A 23303-nucleotide genomic window follows, 5' to 3' on the forward strand; every position below is an offset into this window, starting at 1 on the left:
CCGAGGGGGGTATACACTGGGGTTCCTGGTATACCCCCCATGGGTATTGGAGGATGAGATGAGTGGTCCCGCGACCGCCCCCGGCACCGACGTGGTGGAGCTCGCCATCGGAGGTATGACCTGCGCCTCCTGCGCCGCGCGCATCGAGAAGAAGCTCAACCGCATGGACGGGGTCGAGGCCACCGTCAACTACGCCACCGAAAAGGCGAAGGTCACCTACCGGGGCGCCGACGTGTCCGTCCAGGACCTCGTCGCCACCGTCGAGGCCACCGGCTACACCGCCCGGCCGCCCGCCCCGAAGGCGGAGGCGGAGGCGGCGGAGGAGGAGGCCGGGAGCGGCGGGGACGGCGGGGACGGCCACGAGCTGCTCGACCTGCGGCAGCGGCTCCTCACCGCCCTCGTGCTGTCCGTCCCCGTCGTCGCCATGGCGATGATCCCGCCGCTCCAGTTCGACAACTGGCAGTGGCTCTCCCTCGCCCTCGCCGCGCCCGTGGTCGTCTACGCGGGCTGGCCCTTCCACCGCGCGGCCTGGACGAACCTCCGGCACGGCGCCGCGACCATGGACACGCTGATCTCGGTCGGTACGGCCGCCGCGTTCCTGTGGTCCCTGTGGGCGCTGTTCTTCGGCACGGCCGGCATGCACGGCATGCGGCACCCGTTCGAGCTGACCATCGCCCGCGGCGACGGCAGCGCCAACATCTACCTGGAGGCCGCCGCCGGCGTCACCACCTTCATCCTCGCCGGCCGGTACTTCGAGGCCCGCTCCAAGCGGAAGGCGGGCGCCGCGCTGCGGGCGCTCATGGAGCTGGGCGCCAAGGAGGTCACCGTGCTGCGCGACGGCCGCGAGGTGCGCGTGCCCACCGCCCGGCTGCGGGTCGGCGACCGGTTCCTCGTACGGCCCGGCGAGAAGATCGCCACGGACGGCACCGTCGTGGAGGGCACCTCCGCCGTCGACGCGTCCATGCTGACCGGCGAGTCCGTGCCCGTCGAGGTCGCGGTGGGCGACTTTGTCACCGGGGCCACCCTCAACGCCGGGGGCCGCCTCGTCGTCGAGGCCACCCGCGTCGGCGCCGACACCCAGCTCGCCCGCATGGCGAAGCTCGTCGAGGACGCCCAGAACGGCAAGGCGGCGGCGCAGCGGCTCGCGGACCGGATCTCCGCCGTCTTCGTCCCCGTCGTCATCGTCCTGGCCCTGGCCACGCTCGTCGGCTGGCTGCTGTCCGGCGCCGGGATGACCGCCGCGTTCACCGCCGCCGTCGCCGTCCTGATCATCGCCTGCCCGTGCGCCCTCGGCCTCGCCACGCCCACCGCCCTCATGGTCGGTACGGGCCGGGGCGCCCAGCTCGGCGTCCTCATCAAGGGCCCCGAGGTCCTGGAGAACACCCGCAAGGCCGACACGGTCGTCCTCGACAAGACCGGCACCGTCACCACCGGCCGCATGACCCTCCTCGCCGTGCACACCGCCGAGACGGCGGACGAGGCGGAGGTCCTGCGCCTCGCCGGTGCCCTGGAGAACGCCTCCGAGCACCCCATCGCCCGCGCCGTCGCCGCCGGCGCCGCCGACAAGGTGGGCGACCTGGCCGTACCCGAGGACTTCACGAACGTCCCCGGCCTCGGCGTCCAGGGCGTCGTCGACGGGCACGCCGTCCTCGTCGGGCGCGCGAGGCTGCTCGCCGAGTGGTCCATCGCCCTGCCCGCGCCGCTCGCCGCCGCGAAGGACGCCGCCGAGGCCGCCGGCCGCACCGCCATCGCCGTCGCCTGGGACGGCGAGGCCCGCGCGGTGCTGGAGGTCGCGGACGCCGTGAAGGACACCAGCGCGGAGGCCGTCCGCCGGCTGCGCGCCCTGGGCCTCACGCCGGTGCTGCTCACCGGCGACAACGAGGCCGTCGCGCGGGCCGTGGCCGCCGAGGTCGGCATCGACCCCGAGCACGTCGTCGCGGAGGTCATGCCCGAGGACAAGGTGGCCGTCGTCAAGCGCCTCCAGGCCGAGGGCCGCAGCGTCGCCATGGTCGGCGACGGCGTCAACGACGCGGCGGCCCTCGCCCAGGCCGACCTGGGGCTCGCGATGGGCACCGGGACGGACGCGGCGATCGAGGCGGGCGACCTGACGCTCGTACGGGGCGACCTGCGCGCCGCGGCCGACGCGATCCGGCTGTCGCGGCGGACCCTCGCCACGATCAAGGGGAACCTGTTCTGGGCGTTCGCCTACAACGTGGCGGCCCTGCCGCTGGCGGCGGCGGGATTCCTGAACCCGATGATCGCGGGCGCGGCCATGGCCTTCTCGTCGGTGTTCGTCGTCGGCAACAGCCTGCGGCTGCGGGGCTTCAAGGCCGCCGCGTAACCACCCGGCGGGGCGGGTGGCCCGGGAGGCGCGGCCCGGTGGGACCGGCACGTGACCCGGCGGGGCGGGCACGTGACCCGGCGGGGCGGGCGCGTGGCCGCCCGGGGCGGTGCGGTCCCAGGGCGGCGCGGTCCGGAGGCGGCCACGGGGCGGTGCGGTCCCGGTGCGGCGCGGTCCGGGGGCGGCCACGGGGCGGTGCGGTCCCAGGGCGGTGCGGTGCGGCACGGTCCCGGGGCGGCGCGGTCCCGGGGCGGTGCGGCGCGGTCCGGGGGCGGCCACGGGGCGGTGCGGTCCCAGGGCGGTGCGGTCCCAGGGCGGTGCGGTGCGGCACGGTCCCGGGGCGGCCACGGGGCGGTGCGGCGCGGCCACGGCGCAGTACGGCCACCGGCGCGGCGACCACCGGTACAGCGCCGCCCGGGGCAGTGCGGCCCCGGCAGAATGGGGCCCATGGCCGTCCTCCCGCCCCCGCACCCCGCCCACGACGAGCTGCGCCGCCGCTGGGCGGAGACCGTCCGCCTGGCCCGGGGCGGACGCCCCGCCGAGGACGGCGACCGACCCGCCCCGGACCACCCGTCCGCCCCGTCCGTCCTGTTCGACTCGTCCGCCCCGGCCATCCCGGACCGCCCGGTCGACCCGGCCATCCCGCCCGCCCCGGACCACCCGGTCGACCCGACCCGCCCCTCCGGCCAGGACCACCCGGTCGATCCGTACGTCGACCGGTACGCCGACGACCTCCTGCGCCGCTGGGCCGAACCCCAGCGGCGCTACCACACCACCGACCACCTCCTCGCCGTCCTGCGCCGCGTCGACGACCTCGCCGGCCACGCCGACGACCTCGCCGCCGTACGGCTCGCCGCCTGGTTCCACGACGCGGTCTACCTGCCCGACCGCGACACGAACGAGGAGCGCAGCGCCCGGCTCGCCGAGCGGGCGCTGCCGGAGCTGGACGTGGACCCGGTGCGCACGGCGGAGGTCGCCCGGCTGGTCCGGCTCACCGTCACCCACGACCCGGCGCCCGGCGACCGGGACGGGGAGGTGCTGTGCGACGCCGACCTGGCGGTGCTGGCCGGGCCCCCGGAGGCGTACGGGGCGTACGCGGCGGCCGTGCGCGAGGAGTACGGGTTCGTGCCCGACGACGCGTTCCGCGAGGGCCGCGCCGCCGTCCTGCGGCAGCTCCTCGCCCTGCCGAGGCTGTTCCGCACCCCGTACGGCGCCGAGCGCTGGGAGGGCGCCGCGCGCCGCAACCTCGCCGCCGAGCTGGAGCGGCTGGGGACCTAGTACTGCGATGGCGCTCGTTCTGAGGCTGGGCGGTCCTTCAAGGACTGTGTCCGCCGTCATTTGCGGTGACTCAGCCGTGCCTGGTGCTGCCGTCTCCGGCACCATGCCGACCGGTGCGGAACGTGGTCGGCAGGGCTGGCTCGGACGCTTCGGATCGGTCCGCTGCTCCCCCGCCCGGCCTGGTCGGAGAGGGGACTTCACCCGCGTCGACCACGGCGCCCCACCGTATGGGACGTATCGTCAGGAGCGGCGCGCCCGGCTTCGTCCGCGGGCCACCCTGCGGTCGTGGCGGTGCCGCTTGACGGAGAGTATCCAGCCGATCACGGTGAAGACGACGGCCAGCACGGTGAAGCCGAGTATGAGCATTTCGACCTCGGTCGCCTTGCTGACGATGTAGGCGATGCCCGCGAGAACCGCGCAGACTCCAAGTCCCCTGAGGGTGTTCATCTTTCTCCTCCGCCTGTTTCTCTGCTACTTCCAGGCGGACACACGGGTCGCGTAGGACTTCACAATGGACGAGGCGAGCCAGTACGCCCGTACGACGGTGTAGACCAGCTCCGGGATCAACAAGGCCTCGACGAGCATGGCCTTCCAGCCCAGATTCCGTACCCGCAGCGCGGGGTACAGGATCCAGAATCCGAGCAGGGCCCACAGCAGCGGGTGGGTGGAGAGGCCGTGCAGGGCCGCGGTGAGAAGCTGGCGGCCGCCCCAGACGAAGATGTACGCGAAGCCGAACAGGCCGAGGACCATCGTGGTGATGGAGTGCCATGTGAACTTGGTCCAGCCGCGACGGCGCAGCGCGTCGACGGTGCCCCGACTCCACCGCTCGCGTTGCTGGATCAACTCGCGCAGGGTGGGCATGAGGTCGGTGTACGCGATGCACAGCTGGTTGGCCGTGACTTTCCAGCCGGACTCCTTGAGCGCCAGCGTGGTCTCGTAGTCCTCGACGAGGTTGCGGTGGTCCTCCCAGAACACCTCGCCCCGCCAGTCGATCAGACCCTGCAGGGCCTCGGCCCGGTAGTAGGAGCCGGCGCCCGACATGGTGTGGACATCCTGGCGGTAGCGCGCGTTGGCGGCTCGGCCGTACTCGATGATCTGCATGCCGAGCAGGAACCGTTGCCAGGGAGTGCGCCACAGGCTGGTGCGGCCGAGGCAGGCGGCGCTGACCCCGCCTATCTCGGGATCGGAGGCGATGACGTTGTGGGCCCGCTCGATGAACCGGGAGTGCAGTTCCGTGTCGGCGTCCATGACGAGGACGTTGCCCACACGGCCGTTGAGCCGGCCGCCGACGGACTCCCTGAGCCAGTTCAGGCCGTAGTTGAGGGCGCCCGCCTTCTTGTGCGGGTTGTCCGGGAAATTCAGTACGACCGTGGGCGGGGTGCGCTCGTCCTCGGCGAACTGGAGCGCGTAGTCCTCGGTGCGGTCGGTCGAGTTGTTGACCACAACGATGATCAAGTCGGGGCGGCGGGACTGCTTGGCCAGGGACTCCAGGGAGGTGAAGACACCGACCTCCTCGTTCCTCGCGGGTACCAGGACGACGGTCCCGTAGACCATGGTGGCCGACGTGTCGACTGTGCGCCCGTACCCACCGCGACCTCTTCGGTGACGGCTGCGCGCCGACGGCTGCGACTCAGCGGCCTCACGGCCCGTGATCGTGGCGGTCAAGACGATCCCCCACCCCTTTTGTTCTCGTGCGAAAGTGCGCTGTCCTTGCGCGGGAAGCGCAAAACCGCACATGAAAGTACCTCACACGCGGTGAGTGGTTTAAGATTCAACTAATTTCACAAGGGGGACAGAAAGTAACCAATCGTGACATTGGGCAGGGATCTGCAAACTGCCTTCGCCCTACAGGTAACGCATTTCTAAACAATTGCGACAGTGGTTGTATGAAGATCACGTGTCGAAGTTCACAAAAGAGGTAGGTGTGAGGAGGGGTCTGAAGGATTCTGTGAAGGTGCGTTTAGAATCTCGTTGATAATCAGCCATGGAATATTGGGGTGTTTCGTGTCCCACTCTCGCAAGTCACCCCATCGGGGACGGAACATCCTCATGTTCGCGCTCATCGTGGGCCTTCTCGCCGCCGGCGGTGTTGCGGCCTACCGGTGGTGGCCGTCCGACGGTGCCCCCGAGGCCCTTACGGTGCGCCACCGCACCGAAGGGCCGGCCGCGACGGACGTCGCCAAGCTCTGGCTGGAAGTCACCAACACGTCCGGCGCGGCTGTGGATCTCGCCGACGTGACTCTCCGTTACCACTATACGTCCGACGGTGGCGCCCCTTACGCCGCCAACTGCGTGCAGACCTCTCTCGACTGCTCCAGCATCACCCAGCGCATCGTCGCGGAGCGGACACCGGGTGCCAAGGCCGACCACTATCTGGAGGTCGGCTTCACCGGCGCGGCGGGCACCCTGAAGCCCGGTGGGACGACCGAAGGAATCGGACTCCAGCTGTACCGGGTCGACCACGAGGAGCTGGACCAGTCGGACGACTACTCGTTCGACGCGGCGAAGACGACGTACCAGGAGTCCGAGCGGGTCACCGCCTATCTGGGCGGGACCCAGGTGTGGGGCGAGGGACCGCAGGGTGAGCGCCCCGTGGAGGCCGGCCCGAGCGCGGGTGCCGGGGCGGCCCCCGCCGCAGCGCGGCTGCCCACGGGCGTCCTCTTCGACGACTTCGCCTACACCGGCCCCCAGGACCCGGCGCTCACCACCAACGGCTGGGTGGTGCGCAGCGGTGAGGGCGGCCCGGGCATCAACGACTCCTGGTCGCCGAAGGGCGTCACGTTCCCCGCCGAGGGGGACGGCGAGGGGGGACAGGTGCTGCGCCTGGAGGCTCGTACGGACGGCACCGAGGAAGGCACGGTGCAGTCCGAGTTCCACAGCGCGCAGCCGGTCTTCCACGAGGGCACTTTCATCGCCCGCGTGTACTTCAGCGACGAGCCGGTGAGCGGCCAGGACGGTGACCACGTCTCCCAGTCCGTTTTCGCCATTTCGCCGGACCACCAGACGAAGAAGTACAGCGAACTCGACTTCGAGTACATGCCGAACGGCGGCTGGGGCCGCTACGGCCCGATCCTCGACACCACCAGTTGGCGCAACAGCGAGCTGGGCGACCGGGTCACCAAGCCCTCCCAGCGGAAGCTCGGCGGTTGGCACACCCTGGCCATGACGGCGACCGACGGCAAGGTCACCTACTCCGTGGACGGCGAGGTGGTCTTCACCAGCGGGAAGACGTACTTCCCGCGCGAGCCGATGAGTATCAACTTCAGCCACTGGTTCGTCGATCTCCCCTTCAAGGGGCAGCGTTCCTGGGGGATGGAGGTCGACTGGCTGTACATCAAGTCCGGCGAAGCGATCTCCACAGGCGCCGCGACGAAGGCCGTCGCCGACTTCGCCACCAAGGGCACGCAGTACGTGAACACCCTGCCCGGAGCGTGAACCCCGCCCTGCCGAGGCTGTTCCGCACCCCGTACGGCGCCGAGCGCTGGGAGGGCGCCGCGCGCCGCAACCTCGCCGCCGAGCTGGAGCGGCTGGGAATCTAGATCGCCCGGGTGGTGTTCTCACCCAGCATGCCGCCCAACCTTGATCACTCCGCTACGCCCCCGTCCCCCACCGCCCCGTCCCCGGCCCGCATGCCGCTGGCCGTGTACATCCTCGGCCTGTCCGTCTTCGCGCTCGGCACCAGCGAGTTCATGCTGTCCGGGCTGCTGCCGCCCATCGCGGACGACATGGACGTGTCGATCCCGCAGGCCGGGCTGCTGATATCGGCCTTCGCCATCGGCATGGTGATCGGCGCGCCCCTCCTCGCCGTGGCGACGCTGCGGCTGCCCCGCAAGACGACGCTCGTCGCGCTGATCACCACGTTCGGCCTCGGCCAGGTCGCGGGCGCCCTCGCGCCGTCGTACGAGGTGCTGTTCGCGTCCCGCGTGGTCAGCGCCCTGGCGTGCGCCGGGTTCTGGGCCCTCGGCGCGGCCGTCGCCATCGCGATGGTCCAGCCGGGCGCGCGGGCCCGCGCGATGGCCGTGATGATCGGCGGCCTGTCCATCGCGAACGTGCTGGGCGTCCCGGCGGGCGCGTTCCTCGGCGAGCAACTGGGCTGGCGCTCGGCGTTCTGGGCGGTCGGCGCCGCGTCCGCCGTCGCCCTGGTCGGCGTGGTGACCCGGATCCCGCACATCCCGCTGCCCGAGGAGAAGCCCGCGCTCCGGCGGGAGCTGGGCATCTACCGGGACCGGCAGGTGTGGCTCGCCGTCGTCGTCACCGCGCTCGCGGCGGGCGGCGTGTTCTGCGCGTTCTCGTACCTGGCTCCGCTGCTCACCGACGTGGCCGGGCTGGACTCCGGCTGGGTGCCGACCGTGCTCGGCCTGTTCGGGGTCGGCGCGCTGGTCGGGACGACGATCGGCGGGCGGGTCGCGGACGCGCACCTGTTCGGCGTGCTGCTCAGCGGCATCGCCGCGTCGACGGTGCTGCTCGCCGCGCTGGCGCTGTTCGCGGGCAGCCCGGTCGCGGCGGTCGCCCTGTCGTTCCTGCTGGGCGTGTCCGCGTTCTACACGGCGCCCGCCCTGAACGCCCGGATGTTCAACGTGGCCGGGGCCGCCCCGACCCTCGCGGGCGCCACGACGACGGCCGCGTTCAACCTGGGCAACACGGGTGGGCCGTGGCTCGGCGGGACCGTCATCGACGCGGGCCTCGGCTTCCCGGCGACCGCGTGGGCGGGCGCCGCGATGACGCTGGTCGCGCTCGCCGCGGTCGCCGTGGCGCTGCGGCTGCACCGCCGGGAGGGCCGTACGCCCAGCCGTGTCGTCATGGGCGCGTCGGCGTCGGCGTCGGCCGGACCGGCGGCCACCACCCCGGCCGGTACCGGCGGCCACCACTCCGGCTGACGGGGTCACCGTCCCGGCCAGGAGCGGCGGTCACCACCCCGGTCGGCGGGGTCACCACCCCGACCGGGACCGGCGGCCACCGCCCCGGCTGACGGGGTCACCACCCCGGTCGGCGGGGTCACCGCCCCCGCCGACGGGGCCGGGCCGGGACCGGCGACCACCGCGCCGGCCGACAGGACCACCGCCCCGGCCGCCGAGGGCACCGCCCCCGCCGACCGGGGCCGGCCGGGACCGGCGACGGGATCGGTCGGGCCGGCAGGGCCGCCTCCCGGCCTACGGCGTCACGCGGAAGGAGCCGGACGTCGTTTGGGGCGGCGCAGCCCGGCCGCGGTGAGGCGCCGCACCAGCTCCTTCGACCCGATCTCCACGGCGCCCGCCGCCACGGCGTCCGCGTACCGGTCGGACGGGATGTCGTAGTGGTCGCCGTCGAAGGCGCGCGGCGGGCAGCCGAGCGCGGCGGCTGCCGCGTGCAGCTCCTCGAACGACGCGTCGCTGATCAGGTGGGACCACATGCGGCCGTGGCCCGGCCAGTTCGGCGGGTCGATGTACAGCGTCACGTCAGGCCGCCGACCGGGGCGACCACCACACCGGCCCGCCCGCACACCCAGTGCGGGTCCGGGCCGAGCTCCGGCTCCACGTCCAGGGCGTGCGGGGCGCCCGAGTCGCAGACCGGGCACAGCGGCCAGCGCCCGTACCGCTCCAGCAGCGCGTCCTGCACGTCCTGCGCGATCAGCCCGGCGACGTACGGGAGGCCCTCCGGCCACTGCTCGACCCACCACCGGCGCCCCGCGACCGCGTCCTCCACCAGCGACACGATCTCCGCCTCGGCGACGTCCCGGGCGGACAGGTCGGCGAGGACCAGCGCGCGTGCGGCGTGCAGCGCCTGCTCCACGGGGTCCAGCATGTTCATACGGCCATTCTGACGTGCGGGGTTGACGGTCACCATCGCTGAAAATACGTTTCAGGCGTGACCGAGTACCTGAAGGAAACTTTCACCGGTGGCGCGGTGACGACGGCGGGCGGCGCCGCTCCCGACCCGCTCGCCGCGAGGGTGCGCACCCTCGCCCCGTCCATGACGCGGTCCATGCAGCGCGTCGCCGAGGTCGTCGCCTCCGACCCGGCGGGCTGCGCCGCCCTCACCGTCACCGGCCTCGCCGAGCGGACGGGCACCAGCGAGGCGACCGTCGTCCGCACGGCCCGCGTCCTCGGCTACCCCGGCTACCGCGACCTGCGGCTCGCCCTCGCCGGGCTGGCCGCCCAGCGGACCTCCGGCCGCTCCCCGTCGGTCACCTCCGACATCGCCGTCGACGACCCGATCGAGGCCGTCGTCGCCAAGCTCGCCCGCGACGAGCAGCAGACCCTCGCCGACACGGCCGCCGCGCTCGACACCGCGCAGCTCGCCGCCGCCGTCACGGCCCTCGCCGACGCCCGCCGCACCGACGTGTACGGCATCGGCGCCTCCGGCCTCGTCGCCCAGGACCTGGCGCAGAAGCTGCTCCGCATAGGGCTGGTCGCGCACGCCCACAGCGATCCGCACGTCGCCGTCACCGGCGCCGTGCAGCTCCGCTCCGGCGACGTGGCCGTGGCCATCACCCACTCGGGCGCCACCGCCGACGTCATCGAACCGCTCCGCGTCGCCTTCGAACGCGGCGCCACGACCGTCGCCATCACCGGCCGCCCGGACGGGCCGGTCGCCCAGTACGCCGACCACGTCCTGACCACGTCCACCGCCCGCGAGAGCGAGCTGCGCCCGGCCGCCATGTCGTCCCGGACGAGCCAGCTCCTCGTCGTGGACTGCCTGTTCACCGGGGTCACCCAGCGTACGTACGCGACGGCCGCGCCCGCGCTGTCCGCGTCGTACGAGGCGCTCGCCCACCGCAGGGCGCCGCGCCAGCGCACGACCTCCCGCTGAGCCCCGCCGAACCCCCGCCGAACTCACCGAGCCCCTGCCGAATCCGCCGATCCCGCCGATCCCGTCGAGTCCCGCCGGCTCCCGCTGAGCCCGCCGAGCGCCCGTCGAACCGGCCGAGCCCCCGTCGAACCCGCTGAGCACCGAGAGAGCCGCGCCATGAACGACCCCGCCCGGGACCCCGCCGCACTCCGCACCCAGCTCGACGCCCTCACCACCGAGGAGTTCCGCCCCGACCTCGCGGACGTCGACATGCGGCCCACCCTCGACATCGCCCGCGCCATGAACGCCGGGGACCGGGCCGTCCCCGACGCGGTCGCCGCGCAACTGCCCCGGATCGCCGCCGCCGTCGACGCCATCGCGCCCCGCATGGCGCGCGGCGGGCGCCTCGTCTACGCGGGCGCGGGCACCGCCGGGCGGCTCGGCGTGCTGGACGCCAGCGAGTGCCCGCCCACCTTCAACGCCGACCCGTCGCAGGTCGTCGGCCTCATCGCGGGCGGTCCCGACGCGCTCGTACGGTCCGTGGAGGGCGCGGAGGACTCGGAGGCCCTCGCCCACGAGGACCTCAAGGCCCTCGACCTGACCCCGGACGACACGGTCGTCGGCGTGTCCGCGTCCGGCCGCACCCCGTACGCGGTGGGCGCCGTCGCGTACGCGCGCGACGTGGGCGCCCTCACCGTCGGCCTCGCCTGCAACGCGGGCAGCGCCCTCGCAGCCGCCGCCGACCACGCGATCGAGGTGGTCGTCGGGCCCGAGTTCCTCACCGGCTCGACGCGGCTGAAGTCCGGTACGGCGCAGAAGCTCGTCCTCAACATGATCTCGACGATCACGATGATCCGCCTCGGCAAGACGTACGGGAACCTGATGGTCGACGTGCGGGCCACCAACGCCAAGCTGCGGGCCCGCTCCCACCGCATCGTCGCGCAGGCCACGGGCGCCGCGGACGAGGAGATAGCGCGGGCCCTGGAGGCGACGGGCGGCGAGGTGAAGCACGCCATCCTCGTCCTGCTGGGCGGGGTGGACGCCCCGGCCGCCGCGCGCCTCCTCGCGGAGCACCACGGTCATCTGCGCGCCGCGCTGGCAGCGGCGTCCCCCTGACGCACCCCCGCACGCGAGGCCCCCCACATGACGACGACCGAAGACCCCCGCCCGTCGAACCACCGCTCCACGGCCGCCGCGCTGCTGCCGCTCGTCGGCGGCGCCGCCAACGTCACCTCCGTCACCCACTGCATGACCCGCCTGCGCCTCGCCCTGCGCGACCGCGCCCTCGTGCGCGACGCGGAACTGCGCGCCCACCCGGCGGTGCTGGGCGTGGTGGAGGACGGGGAGACGTACCAGATCGTGTTGGGCCCGGGGAGGGTGGCGCGGGTCACCCCGGAGTTCCAGGCCCTGGTCGCCGAGGCGAACGCCACCGCCCCGGACCTCGCCGCCGCCCCGGACCTGGCCGCCCTGGGAGGCCCCGCCCCGGACCCCACCGCCCCGGACGGCCCCGGCGGCCCCGCCACCCGGGGAGGCCCCGCCGGTCCGGGCGGCCCCGCCGGCCCCACGGGCCCCGCCGGCCCCACGGGCCCCGGGGGGCCGGGGGCCGCCGGGGACGCGCGGCCCGTGCGCCGCCTCCTGCGCCGCGTCGCGAACGTCTTCGTCCCCCTCATCCCCGCCCTGATCGGCTGCGGCGTCATCGCCGGCCTGGGCGGCTTCCTCACCAACCTCGGCGCCCTGCCGTCCCTCACCCCCGCCCTCACCGCGATCGCGTCCGGCTTCATGGCGCTGATCGCCGTCTTCGTCGGCTACAACACGGCGCAGGAGTTCGGCGGCACCCCGATCCTGGGCGGCGCCGTCGCCGCGATCGTCGTCTACGCGGGCGTCGCCCGGATCGAGGTGTTCGGGCAGCAGTTGTCACCCGGCCAGGGCGGCGTGCTGGGCGCGCTCGCGGCGGCGTTCCTCGCGACGCGCGTCGAGCAGTGGTGCCGCCGCCGCGTCCCCGAGGCCCTGGACGTCCTCCTCACACCCACCCTGACCGTCCTCGTCGCGGGCCTGGCGACGGTGTACGGGCTGATGTACGCGGCCGGGAAGGTCGCGTCGGCGGTCGGCACCGCCGTCGACGGGCTCCTCTCCCACGGCGGCGCGGCGGCCGGGTTCGCCCTCGGCGGGCTGTTCCTGCCGCTCGTCATGCTGGGCCTGCACCAGGCGCTGATCCCGCTGCACGCCACCCTCATCGAGCAGCAGGGGTACACGGTCCTCCTGCCGGTCCTCGCCATGGCGGGCGCCGGGCAGGTGGGCGCGGCGCTCGCCGTGTACGTGCGGCTCCGCCGCGCCGAGGAACTGCGCCGGACGATCCGGTCCGCGCTGCCCGCCGGGCTGCTGGGCGTGGGCGAACCGCTCATCTACGGGGTGACGCTGCCGCTGGGCCGCCCGTTCGTGACGGCGTGCGTGGGCGGGGCGGTCGGCGGGGGAGTGGTCGGCCTGTTCGGGATGTGGGGCGACAAGGTCGGCTCGACGGCGATCGGCCCGTCGGGCTGGGCGCTGTTCCCCCTGCTGGACGGGCCGGGCGGCCCCCTCGCCACGGTCGGCGCCTACGCGGCGGGCCTCTTCGCCGGGTACGCGGCGGGGTTCGTCGCGACGTACTTCTTCGGCCTGCGCCACGTCACCCCGCCCTCGTGACCCCACGACAGTGCTGCGGCCCGGCGCGCATTCCGCGCCCCGGGCCGACACGGGGCCGGGTCCCCGGGTTCCCGGGGAAGGCCCCTCTCAGGGAACGATGTTCCAGATCTTGTCGGCGTTGCCGTCGACGTTGAACAGGTACATGTTCGCCTGGAAGGCGTCGGTGCTGCTGGTCCACTCGCACCAACTGAACCTTCTCAGCGTCAAATACCTGTAGATTCCCGAGCCCGGCCACACCTGGCCGTTTCCCGTGATGTAGTCGCACCACCACGGATAAACGCTGCCCAGGTTGCCGCCGAAGGCGATCCGGGACTCCCCCGGGGGAATGTTCCACCAGCCTTCCTTCGTCCAGTCGCCTCCGTCCACGCAGTTGGGCGTGTAACGCATGATGGCCACCGACACGAGGAAGGGACAGCTGTTCACGTACTGCAACATCGTGATGACCCCTTCCGGGCCTCAAGGCTCGTCGGCGCCCGAGGAGCGTCCCGAGGCGGGAGGCGGCTTCGATGGGTCCCCCTGCTCGATGAGCGCGTCCGGTGCCTTCTCCGCCTGGTACGGCCGACGCACCGAGAAGCTGGACTTCCGGTCCTGGGTCCGTTCGGGCGGGGCGCCGAGGTCGTCGGTCCTGCTGACCGGCACGGTGAATTCTTCTTCTTCCGGCACGGTGTTCTCCTTCAGGTGGGGTGTCGAGGACCCGCGATGCGGGAACCGCCTCGTCGACGACCTGAAACGGGGACGTGTCCGTCCCTGAGAACGACACCGGCCCAGTGGGCCGGGATTCCACCCGACTCTTCTCGGATTCTTCCGGAAAGGGCTGGCACCGGTTTTCCGCATGCCGCCGGCTGGGGCGTTAAATCAGTCTTTCACCACGCCCGTGGTGCGGCAACCCCGGCCCGGACGGACAATACCGCCGATCTGCTCCCCCCCCGGCAGGAGCGGCGAGGGCCCACCTGCCCCGCCCGTCCGGCTCGCCCATCAGGCCCACGACCCCCATCAGGCCCCGCCCCGCGCGCCCACCCGCCCCGCACCCCGCCAGCCCCGCGCATCACCCTGCCCCACACCCCGCCAGCCCCGCGCGCGCCGGGCCGCCCGCCCCGCGGGCCGACCCACCGGACCCCTGCTCCCGCCCCTCACCCGCCAGGCGCCTCGGACCCGCCCGTCAGGGCCCGTCCGCCAGTACCGCCTCCGGCAGGTCGAGGAGGGTGCGCAGGGCCTCGGCGCCCGCTTCCGTGACCCGCACGATCCGCGAACCGGCCCGCACCGTCAGCCACCCGGCGTCCAGACCGTGCCGGAACAGGGCCGCGCCGAGCGCCCCGGCCAGGTGGTCGCGGCGCTCGGTCCAGTCCAGGCAGGTGCGCACGTGGGGCCGGCGCGACCCGGCCGGGCGGTCGTCCGCGACGCCCGTCTCCCGCAGCCAGCGCAGCCCTTCGGCGGTCAGCGCCGGGCCGTGGTGCCAGTCGAGGAGGCCCCGCCGCGTCATCGCGTCCGTCACCGCGACGCCCAGCGCGCCCGCCAGGTGGTCGTAGCAGGTGCGGGCGCGGGCCAGGGCGCGGCGCCGGTGGGCGTCGGTCAGGGAGCGCACGGGCGTCGGCCGGTACGGCGCGTGCGACGCCAGGCTCTCGATCATCTCGGCCGTGTCGGCGCCGGCGAGCCGCACGTACCGGTGCCTGCCCCGCCGTTCCTCGGTCAGCAGTCCTCCGGCGACCAGCCGGTGGAGGTGCCCGGTCGCCGTGGACGGGGCGACCCCGGCGTGCCGGGCGAGTTCCGCCGCCGTCCACGCCCGCCCGTCCAGCAGGGCCAGGCAGAACGCCGCGCGGGTGCGGTCGGCCAGGAGCGCCGCGAGCGCCGCGAGGTCCGGGCCGTCTTCGTACGCGTAGGGGCTGCTCACCGCCCCATTGTGGGCGGGTCACACTTCGGCCGCCGCCGAACTGTCCGCCGCCTACGGTCGTGGACCATGAACCCCACGCCCACAACCCCGCTCACGCCCACGCCCGCACCCCCGGCCCCGCTCACGGCCGCACCCGCGCCCACGGCCGCACCCACAGCCCCGCTCACGCCCACGGCCGCACCCACAGCCCCGCTCACGCCCGTGCCCCCACCCCCGCCCGCCCGGCGGCACCGCACCATCGCCCCGAGCATCCTGTACTTCGGCACGCCGGTCGTCCTCCTCACCACCGAGAACCCGGACGGCACCCCCAACCTGGCGCCCATGTCGTCCGCCTGGGCGCTCGGCCGGACGGTCGTCCTCGGCATGGGCGAGGGCAGCCGCACCGCCCACAACCTGGCCGACCGCCCCGACCTCGTCGTCAACCTGCCGTCGCCGGACCTGTGGGAGGCCGTGGAGCGCCTGGCCCCGCTGACCGGCGCCGACCCGGTGCCGCCCGCCAAGCGGGCCGTGTACCGGTACGAGCCGGACAAGTTCGCCGCCGCCGGGCTGACCCCGCAGGCGTCGGTACGGGTCCGCCCGCCGCGCGTCGCGCAGTGCCCGCTCCAGTTGGAGGCCCGCGTGGTGCAGCGCACCCCCAGCGCCGACGGCTCCTTCTGGACGGTCGAGGCGGAGGTGCTCCACGTCCACGCCGACCCGGCCGTCACCGTCCCCGGCACCCAGCACGTCGACCCGGACCTGTGGAGCCCCCTCGTCTACAACTTCCGCCACTACTACGGCCTCGGCCCGGAACTCGGCCACGGCTTCCGCTCCGAGACGGCGGCGCTCCGAACGGAGTGAGGGCCGGTGCCGACTGCCGAGCCAGGTGCGTGCGAGTGCCCACAGGGCTGCCCCCGTCGAGAAGGGGACAGGTAGGTTGATCATTTGTGTCATGGGGGCGTGGGGACAGCCTTGGGCCCGGTGGAAGAAAAAGTGAAGAAAGTTGTCGTCGGATGTCGAGCAGCCGCTTCCGACTCCGACTGAGGGGTGACAGCGCGCCGACGGGGCGCGCGGGGCTGAGGGGATGCGCAAGATGAAGTACGTCGCGATGATCTACGGCAACCAGGCCAAGTGGGACTCCTTCCCTGCCGAGGCATGGCCGGAAGCCATCGCCAAGCAGGAGCGGTTCAACAAGAAGTACCAGGAGACCGGAGAGCTTCTGGGCGCCTACGGCCTGGCGGATGTGGCCAACGCCCAGCTCGTGCGGCGCAAGGACGGGGCTCCCGCAGTCACCGACGGTCCCTACCTGGAGACCAAGGAGTACATCGCCAGCTTCTACCTGCTCGACTGCGAGAGCCAGGAACGCGCGCAGCAGATCGCGGCGGACATGCCCTTCGCCGATGTGGAGCCGGTCGAGCTGTGGCCCGTCCTGCACGAGTCCGCGGCGGACATGTGAGCGTGGATCACGGCGTCGAGGACCTCCTGCGCGAGCTGGCGCCGCAGGTCCTCGGCGCACTGCTGCGCCGGTACGCCGCCTTCGACACGTGTGAGGACGCCGTACAGGAAGCCCTGCTTGCTGCGGCGCTGCAGTGGCCCGCCGAGGGAACGCCGGACAACCCGAGGGGCTGGCTGGTCACGGTCGCCTCACGCAAGCTGGTGGACCACGTGCGCAGTGAGCAGGCACGGCGACGCCGTGAGGACCGTATCGCCCTGGCCGCCCCGCAGGCGGAACTGCTCAGCCGTCCCGCCGACGCCGAGCCGGACGCCGACCGGGACGACTCCCTCGCGCTGCTGTTCCTGTGCTGCCACCCAGTGCTGTCCGCGCCGAGCCGGATCGCGCTGACGCTGCGCGCGGTCGGCGGCCTGACCACCGCCCAGGTCGCTGCTGCCTTCCTGGTCCCGGAGGCGACCATGGCCCAGCGCATCAGCCGGGCCAAGCAGACCATCAGGACCTCCGGCATGCCGCTGCGCATGCCCGAGGCAGCAGACCGCGGTCAGCGGCTGAACGAGGTGCTGCACGTGCTGTACCTGATCTTCAACGAGGGATACGCCACCACAGACGGCTCCGACCTGACCGCGCCCGCTCTGTCGACCGAGGCCATCCGGCTCACCCGACTGCTGCACCGCCTGCTGCCCGACGATGCCGAAACGGCAGGCTTGCTGGCGCTGATGCTGCTCACCGACGCGCGCCGCCCCGCCCGCATCGGCCCTGGCGGCGATCTGGTGCCGCTGGCAGAGCAGGACCGCGGCCAGTGGGATCGCCGGCTCATCGCCGAGGGAATCGACCTCATCAGTGAGACCCTGCCACGGGGGCAGGTCGGCCCTTACCAGCTGCAGGCCGCCATCGCTGCCGTCCACGACGAGGCCGACCACGTCGACACCACGGACTGGCCGCAGATCCTCGCGCTGTACGAAATGCTGGAACACCTCGTTCCCAACCCGATGGTCACCCTCAACCGTGCGGTCGCCGTCGCCATGGTCCACGGTCCCGCCGCCGGACTCGACCTCCTCACGACCCTGCAGTCCGACAAGCGCACGGCACGCCACCACCGCCTGCCCGCCACCAAAGCCCACCTCCTGGAGATGCTCGGTCGACACGACGCAGCGGCGGACGCCTACCGCGATGCCGCCCGGCGTGCCACCAGCTCACCCGAACGGCGCCACCTCGCCTCCCGCGCAGCACGGCTCTCATCGGAATCGAGTTGACCGACGACGTCAGGCCATCACCAATGCGTAGTCCCAGCGCGGGCGTTGCCTGCGTTCGGATGTCCACCTGAAGAACTGGCGGTCCCTCGTCGGGCCCCGCACTGCCCCCACCCGCGCGACCCGCCCCCTGCGTGCCTGCTCATCCTGACGAACCTCGAAGGCGACCGCTGACAGACGGTGTACTGCGCAGACTGCCTCCGACGACCAGCGCGATCACCCGGAGCATCGTTCATACCAACCCGTTCATACCAGCCCTTTGACCTGCGACTTCAAGTTGCCGGGGCTCAGCGCAGCTCCTGCCAAGGTGGAGGTCAGTTCCGCTCCTTCCGGAGCTCCAGGCTCCGCTGGAAGTTCTCGTTGTTCCAGTGGTCGGACAGGACCACCGTCTTCAGCCACGGCAGGCTGATCGGCGGGGTGGTGCGGGTCGCGTCGGCGTCCGGCGCGGGCGCGTTGTACGCCGTGACGGTGATGCGGGCGCCGCCCGGCCGCGCGCCGGTGAGGACCCAGCGGAGGACGCCCTTGCCGCCCCGGTCCACTCGCTCCTGGCGGACCTCCAGCAGCGGCTCGTCCCCGGTGTGCCGCCGGGTTCGGTCGACGCGCAGCTCGACGAGGCCGTCCCCCAGGCCGTCCTCGTTCCACACGGTCTTCTCCCCGGTGGCGATGAGGTCCATGTTGCGGAACCAGCGCGAGGGGCGCGTGGGTCCGCTGATCTCCTCGTCCGGCGCGACGGGCAGCGCGCCGAGCGCCGGCCGCCACGCGGTCGACATGGCGACGGCCTTCAGTTGTTCCAGCGTCAGCGGCGGCTCGTCCCGGCCGGCCTTCAGCAGCTCCGTCGTCAGCGGCGGCTCGCTCTGGCCGGCCTCGCCCTCCCCGCCCGGGGTGCTCCACGCGGTGACCTCCACCATGTCCCCGGAGGCGGAGGCGTAGGTGACCACGCGCCGCTTCGTGCCCTTGTTGTGCCGCAGCTCGTGCGCGCGCACCAGGGATCCGTCCGGCAGGGTCTTCCGCTCGCAGACGCGGGAGAAGCACCGCGTGTGTTCCCGGACGGAGGCGCCGTTCCGGTCGACGCGGTACACCGCGACCTCGACCCGGGCCGCGCCCTTGCCGTCGTCGTACAGGAGGGAACCGGCCGGGCCGCGCGGGTCGTCGGTTCCCCGGCCGGCCTGCGCGCTGTACGTGCCCTTCGGCAGCAGCGACTGGAGCGTGGCGGCCATGCCCGGGCCGGACACGGTGGCCGGGGGCCTCACCCAGGCCGGGTCCATCGGCTTCTCGCCGAGCAGCGGGTCCACCTTCGGGAACCGGGCGAGCTCCTTGCGCCACTCGTTGGCGTTCGTCAACCGCCGTGCATCCCAGGACAGCCCCGCTGTCGGGCGGGAGCCCTCGGGACTCTTGGGGTCGGGCGAGTTCCACAGGACCAGGTCGATGAAGTGCCCCTCCGGGGTGACCACCTGTTGCCGGAAGGAGGTGGTCTCCGTCGGGGTGGCCGGCTTCGCGGGGGTGAGGCGGGTGAGGTTCCGGCCGCCGTCATCCCCGCGGCTCGCGTCCGCGACGCCCATGCGGAACTCGACGAGCCCGCTGCCGCCCTTGTCGTCCTCGTGGAGGAAGGAGACGTGCACGTACTCGCCGGGTCCGCGCGGGAGGACCTTCTTCTGGCTGAGGGTCCCGTCGGGCAGCAGCTTCTCGAAGATCGAGAAGACCCGGTCGCCGCCCAGCACCGGCGTCTCGTCGGCGATCGACGCGTCCCGGTCGAGGTCGGGCAGGATCCCGCTCGCGTACGCGCCCGTGCCGAGCACGCCCAGCGCGACGACGCTCGCGGCGACGGCGAGGGAACGTCTGCGGCGCACGCTGCGGCGCCCCTGTTCGGTGGCTGTCATGACCAGCATCTCCTGTCGGTCCGTGTCGAAGGTGCCGCCGACGCGGCGCAGCGCCTCGCCGAGCTCGTCCTCAAAGGGCATGGGGATTCACCAGTTCGCGTAGGGGTTCGAGGGGGTGGGGCCCGTGGGGCGGCGGTCAGACCGCGGTGAACTCGGCCAGGCTCGGCCCGAGGAGGATCCGCAGCCGCGCCAGTGCCCGCGTGGACCGGGTCCGTACGGCGGCGGGGCTGGTGTTCATGGCGTGGGCGGTCTCCTCGACGCTGCGGTCCTCCCAGTACCGCAGCACCACCACGGCCCGGTCCTTCGGCGGCAGTTGCGCGAGGGCGTGGAGGAGCGCCAGCCGCGTGTCCGGGTCGCCGTCCTGCGCGGCCGTCCCGTCGGGCAGCTCCGAGAGGACGACCTCGTCGGAGGAGCGGCGTCCCCGGTGGGTGAGGAACACCCGGACCAGGACGGTCTGGGCGTACGCGGCGGGGTTGTCGATCCGGCGGCCCAGGCGGCGCCCCCACGCGACGTACAGCCGCCGCAGGGTCTCCTGCACCAGGTCCTCGGCGAGGTGGACGTCGCCGCTGGTGAGGAGGCACGCCGAACGGATCAGGTGCCCCGTGCGCCCGGCCGCGAACTCCATGAACTCGTCCGCGCGGGACTGTTTCATGCCCTCCCCGTCCATCCCTGTCGTCGATGGGGCCCGTACGCCCCTCACTAGGACGACCCGGTGGGCCCGGGGAAACGTTTCACACCGGATTCGACGCGGCGCGACGCGCCCCGGTCCGGGGGGTGACGGGGGCCGCCCGGACCGGGGCGCCGGGTCCGTCCTCGCGGATCGGCCCCGGCCCGCGTCCACCGGAGACGCCGCGCCCCCGCTACTCGGTGATACCGTATAGCGGTACTCAGTGCCACGGAGTACCAAGGGGGTCGAGGAGGGATCGCGGTGGACGACCTGACGGAGATGCTGAAGGGCACGCTCGAAGGGTGCGTGCTCGAAATCATCGGCAGCGAGGAAACCTACGGGTACGCCATCACCCGGCGGCTGAACGAGCTCGGCTTCACCGACGTCGTCGAGGGGACGGTGTACACCATCCTGCTGCGCCTGGAGAGGAACGGACTCGTCCAGGTGACGAAACGGCCGTCCGAGGTCGGTCCGCCGCGCAAGTTCTACGCGCTCAACGAAGCCGGACGCGAGGAACTCGCGAAGTTCTGGGCGAAGTGGCAGTACGTCTCATCACGCATCGACGGACTCAGGGAGGGCGGGAGATGAGCTTCTGGGAGACCATCACGGGCGGCGATCTCACCAGGGAGTGGAAGGCGTTCGAGGCCCGGGCCGCGGCCCTGCCCGACGACCACCGGGCGGCGTGGGAACAGATCAAGGGCCACCTCTTCCCCCACGCGGACTTCACCGGCCGCAACCTGATGCCGATCCTCGACGCCGCCCTGGGGCTGCTCGAAGAGACGGCGGCGGACGGGCAGGGCGTCCGCGAGGTGCTCGGCGACGACGTCCGGGGCTTCTGCACGGCGCTGGCCGGTGGGGAAGGGGCCCGCACCTACCGCGACCGGTGGCGCGAGCAGTTGAACAGGAACGTCGCCAGGAAACTGAGCCGGCTGGGAGGCTGACGTGGGCATCCAGGACATCATCGAGGGCAAGAAGCAGTGGCGGGCGCACATGGCCCGGGTCAAGGCGCTCCCGCCGGACTACCAGATCGTCTACAAGGAGATGCAGAGGTACCTGTTCAAGGTCGGACCGGTCGACCTGCCCGACGGCCCCCTGCTCCCCGGGATCGTCGACTTCTTCGAAGAGGGCGCCGCCGCGGGCAAGGGGGTCCTGCAACTCATCGGCAGTGACGTCGCCGCGTTCTGCGACGACCTGATCAAGGACTCACCCACCTACGCGGACGCGTACCAGGAATCCCTCCGCGGGAAGCCCGGCACGGCCGAGGAGTGACACCCGCCGCCCCACGCCACCGGACGTGTCCGCGGTACGGGTGTCCTGGTCGGTCGCTTCCGGGGCGGCCCCGCCGTGGGGTCGGGGCGAGCGGCCGTGCCGACTCCTGAGTCGTTGCGGTGGGTTGGCGCCCGGCCGACGGAACGGCTCAGGAGGTCGTCACGGCGAGGGGGAGCGGACCGGGTCATTCCCCCACGGTGTGGAGGAACGCCGCCCACGCCTCCGGCGCCACGGCGAGACCCGGTCGGGCGATGTCCTTGGAGTCCCGTACGTGCACGGCGTGCGGGCAGGAGGCGACCTCGACGCACTCGCCACCCTGCGGACCGCTGTGGGAGGACTTGTGCCACGCGTAGCCCACCTCGACGCACTCGCCGCCCTGGTCACTGCTGTAGGAGGACTTGCGCCACGTGAAGGCGACCTCGACGCAGTCGCCGCCCTGGCCGCCGCTGTAGCTGCTCTTGAACCAGTTGAGGTCGGTGCTCATAGCTTGTCTGCCACCTGTTCGATGAATCGTGCGGAGTCTTCTGGGGTCAGGGCCTGCGCTCGCAGGGTGCCATACCGGATGAACACTTCACTCACATCCGGCTGTTCGCTGAGAAAGTACCGTCCCCCTTGGCCCTCGACGTACACAAGTCGGTCCTGACGCTTGGCGGTCTCCAGCAAGATGAACGGGCCGTTCAGCCCGGCATGGGTCTGGCGATCGTCCGGCATCACCTGGATCTCGACGTTGGGCAGTCGGCCAATGTCGAGAACATGGAGGAGGTTCTCCTTTAGGACAGACGCCCCGCCGATGGGACGGGTGAGGGCGATTTTTTCCAGCACGAAGCTGATGAACGGCAGTGGCTTGCGGTAGAAGACGGTCTGCCTGGCCATCCGGGCTGCGACACCCGCTTCGATCTCCTCCTCTTCGAGCGGGGGACGCTCGGAAGAGAAGACTGCCCGCATGTACCTCTCTGTCTGGAGCAGCCCAGGGATCAGATGGTTCTCGTACTTGTGGATTCCCGCCGCCCTGGCCTCCTCCAGCAAGTAGTCCTCGAACCATGCCGCCACACCGCTCGCCGTGACCTCCTTGGCCACCTCCAGCAGGGCTCCGTCCGCGCCCAGGACCGCGTCCGCGATCTCCACGAAGTGGCCCTTCGGCTTGCGCTCGCCCCGTTCGATCATCGCCACCTGCGACTTGGAGTACGAGGTGTGCTTGCCGAGCACTTCCAGCGTGACCTTCGCCCGCTCGCGGTAGAACCGCAGCAGCCGCCCGAACGCCTTGGCGGCTCCGGGCGTCCCATTACCGTTGTACACAGAGTTCACCGTCCGTTTTCCCAGGTACACAGCCCTGCACGAGCGCCGTGTGGCGCTGGTCACAGTAGTAGCGCAGGCTGCAAGCTGGCCGCATGAATCTCCCCAAGGCACTTGACAGGACGCCCTCCTGGGTACCCGCCTCCGGGCACGCGCTGCGTCACGCGGGCGTGCACTTCGACGCCGTGCGGATCGCGGGAATGCTCGCGGAGGACGTCGCGTACCGCCTGATGACGTTCACCGATTTTCAGGCGGGTCCGGTCGTACGCGAGTTGACGGGCTGCCGGAACATGTACTTCCTGCTGCCGCCCGGCACGGCGGCCTCGTACCGCTGGCCGCCCGGCGACGCGCGCGTGCTGACGCGGAGCAGCGGCTGCGAGGCGTACGTGGGCGTCCCCGCGCTGGACGGGCTGACGTGGCCGCTGGACTGGCGCTCGCGACCCACCCGGGCCGTGCCCTTCGTGGAGCCGGAACTGCTGTACCTGATCCTCGCGGAGGCCCGTGAGGCCGTCGTCGGGGCGCCCCGCCGGGCAGGGGGGCCGCACGCGACGTGATCCGGGGGTC

25 protein-coding genes are annotated in these 23303 nt (G+C 72.6%); 14 read left to right on the forward strand and 11 right to left on the reverse strand.

Annotation, left to right across the window (positions count from 1 at the left end):
- The first annotated feature begins 58 nt into the window (after window positions 1-58).
- On the forward strand, window positions 59-2341 hold the full coding sequence (locus AC07D6_RS14295; RefSeq protein ID WP_479044283.1) for a heavy metal translocating P-type ATPase: 2283 nt from the start codon (window positions 59-61) through the stop codon (window positions 2339-2341).
- Window positions 2342-2788: 447 nt separating this feature from the next.
- Entirely contained in the window at window positions 2789-3619 is an 831-nt protein-coding gene (locus AC07D6_RS14300) for an HD domain-containing protein (RefSeq protein ID WP_479044285.1), read from the forward strand.
- A 240-nt stretch (window positions 3620-3859) separates the two neighbouring features.
- On the opposite strand, the gene AC07D6_RS14305 is transcribed toward AC07D6_RS14300, so the two are convergent.
- Together AC07D6_RS14305 and AC07D6_RS14310 are read right to left on the reverse strand one after the other, a co-directional pair.
- Window positions 3860-4066 (reverse strand): hypothetical protein, encoded by a 207-nt coding sequence (locus tag AC07D6_RS14305; RefSeq protein ID WP_479044288.1) that lies wholly within the window; start codon window positions 4064-4066, stop codon window positions 3860-3862.
- A 24-nt stretch (window positions 4067-4090) separates the two neighbouring features.
- On the reverse strand, window positions 4091-5173 hold the full coding sequence (locus AC07D6_RS14310; RefSeq protein WP_479044290.1) for a glycosyltransferase family 2 protein: 1083 nt from the start codon (window positions 5171-5173) through the stop codon (window positions 4091-4093).
- Between the two features lie 495 nt (window positions 5174-5668).
- On the opposite strand from AC07D6_RS14310, the gene AC07D6_RS14315 reads away from it, so the two are divergent.
- On the forward strand, window positions 5669-7054 hold the full coding sequence (locus tag AC07D6_RS14315) for a cellulose binding domain-containing protein (RefSeq protein WP_479044292.1): 1386 nt from the start codon (window positions 5669-5671) through the stop codon (window positions 7052-7054).
- 194 nt (window positions 7055-7248) lie between these two features.
- Window positions 7249-8496 (forward strand): Cmx/CmrA family chloramphenicol efflux MFS transporter, encoded by a 1248-nt coding sequence (locus tag AC07D6_RS14320; RefSeq protein ID WP_479044294.1) that lies wholly within the window; start codon window positions 7249-7251, stop codon window positions 8494-8496.
- A 281-nt stretch (window positions 8497-8777) separates the two neighbouring features.
- Here AC07D6_RS14320 and AC07D6_RS14325 read toward each other — a convergent pair whose 3' ends face one another.
- Together AC07D6_RS14325 and AC07D6_RS14330 are read right to left on the reverse strand one after the other, a co-directional pair.
- The gene (locus AC07D6_RS14325; RefSeq protein ID WP_315877161.1) at window positions 8778-9053 is read right to left on the reverse strand and encodes a DUF4031 domain-containing protein; all 276 of its coding nucleotides are present in this window, start codon (window positions 9051-9053) and stop codon (window positions 8778-8780) included.
- Window positions 9050-9406, reverse strand: coding sequence for a hypothetical protein (locus AC07D6_RS14330; RefSeq protein ID WP_315877162.1), 357 nt, complete (start codon window positions 9404-9406; stop codon window positions 9050-9052). Before AC07D6_RS14330 ends, AC07D6_RS14325 begins: the two co-directional genes overlap by 4 nt.
- A 57-nt stretch (window positions 9407-9463) precedes the next feature.
- On the opposite strand from AC07D6_RS14330, the gene AC07D6_RS14335 reads away from it, so the two are divergent.
- From AC07D6_RS14335 to AC07D6_RS14345, 3 genes are all read left to right on the forward strand, one after another.
- On the forward strand, window positions 9464-10408 hold the full coding sequence (locus tag AC07D6_RS14335) for a MurR/RpiR family transcriptional regulator (protein WP_315877163.1): 945 nt from the start codon (window positions 9464-9466) through the stop codon (window positions 10406-10408).
- 156 nt (window positions 10409-10564) lie between these two features.
- Window positions 10565-11503, forward strand: a complete 939-nt coding sequence (gene murQ / locus AC07D6_RS14340; RefSeq protein WP_479044297.1) for an N-acetylmuramic acid 6-phosphate etherase — start codon at window positions 10565-10567, stop codon at window positions 11501-11503.
- Window positions 11504-11530: 27 nt separating this feature from the next.
- Window positions 11531-13066 (forward strand): PTS transporter subunit EIIC, encoded by a 1536-nt coding sequence (locus AC07D6_RS14345; protein WP_479044299.1) that lies wholly within the window; start codon window positions 11531-11533, stop codon window positions 13064-13066.
- Window positions 13067-13153: 87 nt separating this feature from the next.
- Here the strand turns inward: AC07D6_RS14345 and AC07D6_RS14350 are convergent, their stop codons facing one another.
- From AC07D6_RS14350 to AC07D6_RS14360, 3 genes are all read right to left on the reverse strand, one after another.
- The gene (locus AC07D6_RS14350; protein WP_479044301.1) at window positions 13154-13501 is read right to left on the reverse strand and encodes a hypothetical protein; all 348 of its coding nucleotides are present in this window, start codon (window positions 13499-13501) and stop codon (window positions 13154-13156) included.
- 21 nt (window positions 13502-13522) lie between these two features.
- Window positions 13523-13729 (reverse strand): hypothetical protein, encoded by a 207-nt coding sequence (locus AC07D6_RS14355; protein WP_479044304.1) that lies wholly within the window; start codon window positions 13727-13729, stop codon window positions 13523-13525.
- 496 nt (window positions 13730-14225) lie between these two features.
- Entirely contained in the window at window positions 14226-14954 is a 729-nt protein-coding gene (locus AC07D6_RS14360; RefSeq protein ID WP_479044306.1) for an ArsR/SmtB family transcription factor, read from the reverse strand.
- A 201-nt stretch (window positions 14955-15155) separates the two neighbouring features.
- Between AC07D6_RS14360 and AC07D6_RS14365 the strand changes: the two genes are divergently transcribed.
- The 3 genes from AC07D6_RS14365 (at window position 15156) to AC07D6_RS14375 (ending at window position 17636) form a co-directional block, all read left to right on the forward strand.
- On the forward strand, window positions 15156-15791 hold the full coding sequence (locus AC07D6_RS14365; RefSeq protein WP_479044308.1) for a flavin reductase family protein: 636 nt from the start codon (window positions 15156-15158) through the stop codon (window positions 15789-15791).
- 232 nt (window positions 15792-16023) lie between these two features.
- Complete coding sequence (locus tag AC07D6_RS14370) at window positions 16024-16386, forward strand: YciI family protein (RefSeq protein ID WP_479044534.1); 363 nt, start codon at window positions 16024-16026, stop codon at window positions 16384-16386.
- Window positions 16383-17636 (forward strand): RNA polymerase sigma factor, encoded by a 1254-nt coding sequence (locus AC07D6_RS14375; RefSeq protein ID WP_479044310.1) that lies wholly within the window; start codon window positions 16383-16385, stop codon window positions 17634-17636. Before AC07D6_RS14370 ends, AC07D6_RS14375 begins: the two co-directional genes overlap by 4 nt.
- Before the next feature lie 311 nt (window positions 17637-17947).
- Here the strand turns inward: AC07D6_RS14375 and AC07D6_RS14380 are convergent, their stop codons facing one another.
- Both AC07D6_RS14380 and AC07D6_RS14385 read right to left on the reverse strand, forming a co-directional pair.
- On the reverse strand, window positions 17948-19591 hold the full coding sequence (locus AC07D6_RS14380) for a hypothetical protein (RefSeq protein WP_479044312.1): 1644 nt from the start codon (window positions 19589-19591) through the stop codon (window positions 17948-17950).
- 55 nt (window positions 19592-19646) lie between these two features.
- Window positions 19647-20162: a SigE family RNA polymerase sigma factor gene (locus tag AC07D6_RS14385; protein ID WP_479044315.1), complete on the reverse strand. Its 516-nt coding sequence runs from the start codon at window positions 20160-20162 to the stop codon at window positions 19647-19649.
- Window positions 20163-20438: 276 nt separating this feature from the next.
- Between AC07D6_RS14385 and AC07D6_RS14390 the strand changes: the two genes are divergently transcribed.
- Genes AC07D6_RS14390 through AC07D6_RS14400 form a run of 3 tightly spaced genes read left to right on the forward strand, consistent with a single transcriptional unit; the run spans window position 20439 to window position 21446 of the window.
- Complete coding sequence (locus AC07D6_RS14390; protein WP_479044318.1) at window positions 20439-20765, forward strand: PadR family transcriptional regulator; 327 nt, start codon at window positions 20439-20441, stop codon at window positions 20763-20765.
- Complete coding sequence (locus tag AC07D6_RS14395; protein WP_479044320.1) at window positions 20762-21118, forward strand: DUF1048 domain-containing protein; 357 nt, start codon at window positions 20762-20764, stop codon at window positions 21116-21118. The genes AC07D6_RS14390 and AC07D6_RS14395 overlap by 4 nt, the downstream gene beginning before the upstream one ends.
- A gap of 1 nt (window position 21119) precedes the next feature.
- Window positions 21120-21446: a DUF1048 domain-containing protein gene (locus AC07D6_RS14400; protein WP_479044322.1), complete on the forward strand. Its 327-nt coding sequence runs from the start codon at window positions 21120-21122 to the stop codon at window positions 21444-21446.
- Between the two features lie 184 nt (window positions 21447-21630).
- Here AC07D6_RS14400 and AC07D6_RS14405 read toward each other — a convergent pair whose 3' ends face one another.
- Complete coding sequence (locus AC07D6_RS14405; protein ID WP_479044325.1) at window positions 21631-21930, reverse strand: DUF397 domain-containing protein; 300 nt, start codon at window positions 21928-21930, stop codon at window positions 21631-21633.
- Window positions 21927-22742, reverse strand: a complete 816-nt coding sequence (locus AC07D6_RS14410; RefSeq protein WP_479044327.1) for a helix-turn-helix domain-containing protein — start codon at window positions 22740-22742, stop codon at window positions 21927-21929. Before AC07D6_RS14410 ends, AC07D6_RS14405 begins: the two co-directional genes overlap by 4 nt.
- 92 nt (window positions 22743-22834) lie before the next feature.
- Between AC07D6_RS14410 and AC07D6_RS14415 the strand changes: the two genes are divergently transcribed.
- Window positions 22835-23293 (forward strand): hypothetical protein, encoded by a 459-nt coding sequence (locus AC07D6_RS14415; RefSeq protein ID WP_479044330.1) that lies wholly within the window; start codon window positions 22835-22837, stop codon window positions 23291-23293.
- The last annotated feature ends 10 nt before the right edge of the window (window positions 23294-23303 follow it).

The organism is Streptomyces sp. NPDC045287 (assembly GCF_056432325.1).

Bases quoted from the DNA above. Each gene is read 5' to 3' on its own strand.
- AC07D6_RS14295 (WP_479044283.1), top strand. From the start codon at position 59: ATGAGTGGTCCCGCGACCGCCCCCGGCACCGACGTGGTGGAGCTCGCC.
- AC07D6_RS14300 (WP_479044285.1), top strand. From the start codon at position 2,789: ATGGCCGTCCTCCCGCCCCCGCACCCCGCCCACGACGAGCTGCGCCGC.
- AC07D6_RS14305 (WP_479044288.1), bottom strand. From the start codon at position 4,066: ATGAACACCCTCAGGGGACTTGGAGTCTGCGCGGTTCTCGCGGGCATC.
- AC07D6_RS14310 (WP_479044290.1), bottom strand. From the start codon at position 5,173: ATGGTCTACGGGACCGTCGTCCTGGTACCCGCGAGGAACGAGGAGGTC.
- AC07D6_RS14315 (WP_479044292.1), top strand. From the start codon at position 5,669: ATGTTCGCGCTCATCGTGGGCCTTCTCGCCGCCGGCGGTGTTGCGGCC.
- AC07D6_RS14320 (WP_479044294.1), top strand. From the start codon at position 7,249: ATGCCGCTGGCCGTGTACATCCTCGGCCTGTCCGTCTTCGCGCTCGGC.
- AC07D6_RS14330 (WP_315877162.1), bottom strand. From the start codon at position 9,406: ATGAACATGCTGGACCCCGTGGAGCAGGCGCTGCACGCCGCACGCGCG.
- murQ (WP_479044297.1), top strand. From the start codon at position 10,565: ATGAACGACCCCGCCCGGGACCCCGCCGCACTCCGCACCCAGCTCGAC.
- AC07D6_RS14345 (WP_479044299.1), top strand. From the start codon at position 11,531: ATGACGACGACCGAAGACCCCCGCCCGTCGAACCACCGCTCCACGGCC.
- AC07D6_RS14350 (WP_479044301.1), bottom strand. From the start codon at position 13,501: ATGTTGCAGTACGTGAACAGCTGTCCCTTCCTCGTGTCGGTGGCCATC.
- AC07D6_RS14370 (WP_479044534.1), top strand. From the start codon at position 16,024: ATGAAGTACGTCGCGATGATCTACGGCAACCAGGCCAAGTGGGACTCC.
- AC07D6_RS14380 (WP_479044312.1), bottom strand. From the start codon at position 19,591: ATGCCCTTTGAGGACGAGCTCGGCGAGGCGCTGCGCCGCGTCGGCGGC.
- AC07D6_RS14385 (WP_479044315.1), bottom strand. From the start codon at position 20,162: ATGAAACAGTCCCGCGCGGACGAGTTCATGGAGTTCGCGGCCGGGCGC.
- AC07D6_RS14395 (WP_479044320.1), top strand. From the start codon at position 20,762: ATGAGCTTCTGGGAGACCATCACGGGCGGCGATCTCACCAGGGAGTGG.
- AC07D6_RS14405 (WP_479044325.1), bottom strand. From the start codon at position 21,930: ATGAGCACCGACCTCAACTGGTTCAAGAGCAGCTACAGCGGCGGCCAG.
- AC07D6_RS14415 (WP_479044330.1), top strand. From the start codon at position 22,835: ATGAATCTCCCCAAGGCACTTGACAGGACGCCCTCCTGGGTACCCGCC.